Consider the following 5594-nt stretch of genomic DNA (forward strand, 5'->3'; position numbering starts at 1 on the left):
GCGGCGGCCGCTCCGAGGCGGACGGCCAGGTCCACGGTGAGCGTCCGATTGGCGAGTCCGCGAACCCCGTCGGTGCCGAACAGTCGGGTCATGGTGCGTGATCCTCCGGGGTAGTGGGACCGCCACCGCACTGGGGGTGGGTGTTCCGGACCGGGTAAGGATAGCCCCGGCCGTGAGGTCCCTTGGAAAACGAGCCAGAGCAGGCCCCCGCGATCGCGGGCGCCTGCTCTGGGGTGTCGAGCGCGGAGATCAGCGCTTCGAGTACTGCGGGGCCTTACGGGCCTTCTTGAGGCCGGCCTTCTTGCGCTCGACGGCGCGGGCGTCCCGGGTGAGGAAGCCGGCCTTCTTGAGCGCCGGGCGGTCGTCCGGCGCGTACTGGATCAGCGCGCGGGCGATGGCCAGACGCAGCGCGCCGGCCTGTCCGGAGGGGCCACCACCGTGGAGCAGCGCCACGATGTCGAACTGCTCCTCGCGCTCGACCAGGACGAGCGGCGACTTGACGAGCTGCTGGTGCACCTTGTTCGGGAAGTACTCCTCGAGGGTGCGACCGTTGAGGGTGAACTGGCCGGAGCCGGGCATGAGGCGGACGCGGGCGACGGCCTCCTTGCGACGGCCGACCGCCTGCGTCGGACCGGAGGAGACGACCGGGGCCAGCTGGGTCTCGGCGTCGGCCACGTAGTCGGTACCGCCGGCGTAGTCGGCCTCGCTGTAGTCCTCGGCGACCTCGGCGGCGAGTTCCGCCACCGTGTCATCGGCGAGCTCGGCCTCGGGGGTGATGTTCTCGTCGGTCACTGGGCCACCTGCTTGATCTCGTAGGGCACGGGCTGCTGGGCGGCGTGCGGATGCTCGGGGCCCGCGTACACCTTCAGCTTGGAGGCGACGGCACGACCGAGCTTGTTGCTCGGGAGCATGCCCTTGACGGCCTTCTCGACGACGCGGTCGGGGCGCGTGTCCATGGCCTTGCCGAGGGACTGCGACTTGAGCCCGCCCGGGAAACCGGAGTGACGGTGGTGCATGACGCGCTCGCGCTTGTTGGACGAGATCGCGACCTTGTCGGCGTTGATGATGATGACGAAGTCGCCGGTGTCGGCGTTCGGGGCGAACTGCGGCTTGTGCTTGCCACGGAGGATGTTGGCGACCTGCACGGCGAGTCGACCGAGAACCACATCAGTGGCGTCGATGACGTACCAGGCGCGCGTCACGTCCCCGGGCTTGGGGGTGTACGTGGACACAGGCAATACCTCTGTCTGTCTAGTGGGGCTGCCGGCCTGTCGGACGCCCACCCCCTCGCGCGGCGGCCGGTGGTGACCCGCGGAGGCGGTCCGTCGATCCCGGGATACGGGGACGACACGGACGCCAGCGGCCAAGCCTACCGCCCGGCTGTCGACACTCCAACTCGCCGATCACGGGACCGGCGCGGATCAGTTAGACTCTCCCCCGGTTCCCGCCCTCGTAGCTCAGTGGATAGAGCACGGCTCTCCTAAAGCCGGTGTCGGAGGTTCGATTCCTCTCGAGGGCACCACGGCGCGCGTCCGACCATCCGACGCCCGCCCCACCACCGCGGATGCCGCACGACGCCTCTCGGCCAGACCTGACGGGACCACTGACGCCGTTGACAGCAATACATGCACGTATGACAATCTGTGCATGCCATGGACGAGTGCCGACCCGCGAGCGATCCGGCGACTCCCGTGACATCCGCCAGCCATGCCCGGCGGCGACACGCCGGCGACGACCAGGAGCGACACCGATGACCGTGACCGACCACCCCAACGCCGAGCCCCACTCGCACACCCACGGACCCGGCTGCGGTCACGAGGCCGTGGTCCACGAGGATCACGTCGACTACCTGCACGACGGTCACCTGCACCGCGAGCACGACGGCCACTACGACGAGTGCACCACCTGCTCGTGTGACAACTGCACCGACAGTTGCGCGGTGTGCACCTGTACCGACTGCACCTGCGAGACCTGTAACCACAACGTGTGCTCGTGCGACAACTGCGGGGAGCGCCACGAGTGCGCGAACTGCGTGTGCGACGACTGCTCCTGCCCGACCTGCAGGCACGCGGCCTGAGTCACGGGTAGGCCGCCCGACCGGCCGGACGCACCCGAGCCCGCTGATGGATCATCAGCGGGCTCGGGTGCGTCACGGGGATCAGCGTCGCAGGGTCGCGGCGAACGCCCCTGTCAACGCGAGGATCGGCAGGCCGATGAACAGATGGACTATCGCCGCGGCCAACCCGTCGAGGAACGGCACCGTCACCAGCAGCGGGAGCGCCACCGCCGCGATGATCAGCAATCCCACGGTCCACGAGAAGAACTGCTGCGGGTTCGCCGTACCCACCAGCAGCAGGTACCAGAGGAGCCCGGCCAGGATCGCGGCCACCGCCCCGTAGACCGCGTACATGGTGGGGGTGTTGCCGCCGTTCGCCCACTGGTGGCCGAAGCGGCCGAACGCCGCCTCCACCACCCAGGCGATCAGCCACCCGGCGATCGCCGCCACGAGTGCCGTGGCCGCGACGCTGCCGAGGAACTTGCCCACGTCGATCGCGGGACCGCGGGGTTCACGGCGCTCCTGATAAGCGGCCTCGTTCGAGTAGGGCTCGTCGTACCCTGGGTCTCCGCCCATCTGCGAATACGCGCGCGAGTCGGGTTGCCCCATGCGCCGCGTCTGGTCGTCCTGTCCGGGATACATCTGTTCTGACCGCCTCCGAATCGGTGTGGTGGTCACCGAGGGTAGTCCCTTTGTCCACCGACTTCCCGTCGGTCGGGGTTCGACCCCCGGGGCGCACCGGGACGACGACGCGACCCGCCCGACCGCGTCTCGCGGTCGGGCGGGTCGGGATCGGTTCCGCCCGGGTGGGCCGGGTCAGTGGTTGATGGTCTTCTCCACACCGACGCCGGTGAGGGAGCGGACCTCCATCTCCACCCGCTTCTGCGGGAACTCGTCCTTCTTCCCGAGGAACGTGCCGATGATGCCGAGCAGGAACGCCAGCGGAATCGACACGATGCCCGGGTTGGACAGGGGGAACAGCGAGAAGTCGACACTGGTGATCATCGACTTCGGGCCACCCGAGACCGCGGGCGAGAGCGCGATCAGCACGAGTGTGCTGATCAGGCCGCCGTACATGGAGAACAGCGCACCGGTGGTGTTGAAGCGCTTCCAGAACAGCGAGTAGAGGATGGTCGGCAGGTTCGCCGACGCCGCGATGGCGAAGGCGAGGGCGACGAGGAACGCGATGTTCTGCCCCATGGCGCCGATGCCCATGATGATGGACGCGACACCGATCACCACGACGGTGATCCGGGACACGCGCAGCTGGGCCTTCTCCGTGGCCTTGCCGTGCTTGATCACACCGTTGTAGATGTCGTGGGCGAACGACGCCGAGGCGGTGATCGCCAATCCCGCGACCACCGCGAGGATCGTCGCGAAGGCGACCGCAGAGATGATGCCGAGGAATATCTCCCCTCCGAGCGCGAAGGCCAACAGCGGGGCCGCCGAGTTCACGCCACCCGGCGCCGCCTCGATGACGTCCGATCCCACCATTGCCGCGGCACCGAAGCCGAGGACCAGGGTGAACAGGTAGAAGGACCCGATGAGCGCGATCGCCCAGGTGACCGAGCGACGGGCCTCCTTGGCGGTGGGGACCGTGTAGAAGCGCATCAGCACGTGGGGCAGGCCGGCGGTGCCGAAGACCAGGGCGATCGACAGGGAGATGAAGTCGAGCTTGCTGGTCTCGGTGGCGCCGTACTGCAGACCCGGGCTGAGGAGGTCCTTACCCGAGTTGGCGACGGCCTCGCCGAGGAGTGCCGAGAAGTTGCCCCGCGCCGCCACCAGGACGAACAGGCACATGATCAGCACGCCACCCACGAGCAGCACGGCCTTGACCATCTGCACGTACGTGGTGCCCTTCATGCCACCGACCAGCACGTAGACGATCATCAGGATCCCGACGGCCGCGACGACGATCGCCTGGCCGGTGGAATCGTTGATGTTGAGCAGCAGGGCGACCAGACCGCCGGCGCCCGCCATCTGGGCGATGAGGTAGAACAGGCAGACCGCGAGAGTCGCCAGGGCGGCGGCCATGCGGACGGGCCGCTGGTTGAGACGGAAGCTCAGCACGTCGGCCATGGTGAACCGACCGGTGTTCCGCATCAGCTCGGCGACGAGCATCAGCGCCACCAGCCACGCCACCAGGAAGCCGATGGAGTAGAGGAAGCCGTCGTAACCGTTGATGGCGATGGCACCGGCGATGCCCAGGAACGAGGCCGCCGAGAGGTAGTCGCCGGCGATCGCGAACCCGTTCTGCGGCCCCGTGAAGGTGGAGCCACCGGTGTAGAAGTCCTTGGTCGACTTGGTCGACTTGGACGCCCGCAGCACCAGCGTCATGGTGACGACGATGAAGATGCCGAACACGACCATGTTGAGCAGAGTGGAGCCGACCTGCTCCCCCGGGGTGAGCTCACGGATGTTGATCAGCCAGTCGCCCATCAGGCCACCTCACCTTCCAGCTCGTGGCGGATCGCTTCCGCGCGGGGGTCGATCACCCGGTTGGCGAACCGGATGTACAGGAACGTGATGAGGAACGTGGTGACGAACTGCGCCAGACCGATGATCAGCCCCCAGGTGATGTTCCCGAAGACCCTGGTCGCCATGAAGTCGGTCGCGTAGACCGCCAGTAGCACGTACAGGAAGTACCAGACGAGGAAGGCGATCGTCATGGGGAAGACGAAGGCCCTGAACTTGCTGCGCAACTCCTGGAATTCCGGGCTGGAGTGCATCGCCTCGAAGTCAGCCGCTTCCGGGCTACGTCGTGACGATCCTCCCACCGGGGGATCAGCTGGTTGGGACACGGAGGTCCTCCGTTTCAGTTCTCTCGAGCCACACCTCTGTAGTGATGCGCCTCACAGACTAGGACTGGAGAAGTGTGACACGGGACACAAGGGTTTGCCGAGGCCAATCCGCCCCGGGGGGCCGACGGAGGCAAACGCGGTGGTGACACCACCCCTATCGGGGGGCGGAGCCACCTCATCCGGGGGGGGTCGGCGCCGGCGTCGGGGTCAGGCACCGCCCCGTCGACCGACGGCGTCGGCGAACACCCGGACGATCTCGTCGGTCGTCTGCGCGACATGACTGCTCCCCCCGGTCACCCGGGCGATCTCGGCCAGGGTCTCCGGGTCGGCGTCGTCGAGCAGGCCGACGGTCACCACGATCACCGGCTCGGACGGGTCGACCATGCCCCGGAGTGCGAGGAGGAAGTCGTCCCGGGTCAGCTCCGACACCGTGTCGTCGGCCCCGTCGGAGATCACGATGATCGAGTTGATCATGTCGGGGTCGTAGCCCGACCGGACCGCCGCGTAGGCGTCGAGCACGGTCCGGTGGAGATCCGTCCCCCCGCCGACCAGCCCGGGGAGCGACGCCAGGGCGCCGGCAAGCGAATCGCGGTGGCTCCCCTCGGGGGTGGGGGCGTCGAGGCGGGTGAGCGGGGCTACCTCGCGGTACGGGCGCCCGTCCAGACCCGCGTCCCCACCGAAGGCCCACAGGCCGAGGGCGGCGTCGTCGGGGAACCGCGCGAGTCCCGCGTCGGCGG

The 5594-nt window shown here is 68.3% G+C and carries 6 protein-coding genes, 1 tRNA gene and 1 pseudogene; 2 read left to right on the top strand and 6 right to left on the bottom strand.

Annotated elements, in window-relative coordinates:
• Positions 1-249: 249 nt before the first annotated feature.
• Complete coding sequence (gene rpsI, locus G6018_RS08735; protein WP_259847906.1) at positions 250-675, bottom strand: 30S ribosomal protein S9; 426 nt, start codon at positions 673-675, stop codon at positions 250-252.
• 113 nt (positions 676-788) lie between these two features.
• Positions 789-1232: a 50S ribosomal protein L13 gene (gene rplM, locus G6018_RS08740; protein WP_107748654.1), complete on the bottom strand. Its 444-nt coding sequence runs from the start codon at positions 1230-1232 to the stop codon at positions 789-791.
• Between the two features lie 214 nt (positions 1233-1446).
• Between rplM and G6018_RS08745 the strand changes: the two genes are divergently transcribed.
• Together G6018_RS08745 and G6018_RS08750 are read left to right on the top strand one after the other, a co-directional pair.
• Positions 1447-1522, top strand: a tRNA-Arg gene (locus G6018_RS08745).
• 228 nt (positions 1523-1750) lie between these two features.
• Positions 1751-2077: a hypothetical protein gene (locus tag G6018_RS08750; protein WP_179524678.1), complete on the top strand. Its 327-nt coding sequence runs from the start codon at positions 1751-1753 to the stop codon at positions 2075-2077.
• Between the two features lie 81 nt (positions 2078-2158).
• On the opposite strand, the gene G6018_RS08755 is transcribed toward G6018_RS08750, so the two are convergent.
• The 4 genes and pseudogenes from G6018_RS08755 to G6018_RS08770 all read right to left on the bottom strand — a co-directional run.
• A complete protein-coding gene (locus G6018_RS08755; RefSeq protein ID WP_241730590.1) occupies positions 2159-2632 on the bottom strand; it encodes a hypothetical protein in 474 nt (157 codons plus the stop codon).
• 240 nt (positions 2633-2872) lie between these two features.
• Entirely contained in the window at positions 2873-4495 is a 1623-nt protein-coding gene (locus tag G6018_RS08760; RefSeq protein WP_179524676.1) for a cation acetate symporter, read from the bottom strand.
• The gene (locus G6018_RS08765) at positions 4495-4785 is read right to left on the bottom strand and encodes a DUF485 domain-containing protein (protein WP_179524675.1); all 291 of its coding nucleotides are present in this window, start codon (positions 4783-4785) and stop codon (positions 4495-4497) included. Before G6018_RS08765 ends, G6018_RS08760 begins: the two co-directional genes overlap by 1 nt.
• Positions 4786-5064: 279 nt before the next feature.
• Positions 5065-5594 (bottom strand): annotated as a pseudogene (locus G6018_RS08770) (hypothetical protein); the annotation flags it as partial.

This window comes from Dietzia sp. DQ11-44 (assembly GCF_014145205.1).
Classification (GTDB): Bacteria; Actinomycetota; Actinomycetes; order Mycobacteriales; family Mycobacteriaceae; genus Dietzia; species Dietzia natronolimnaea.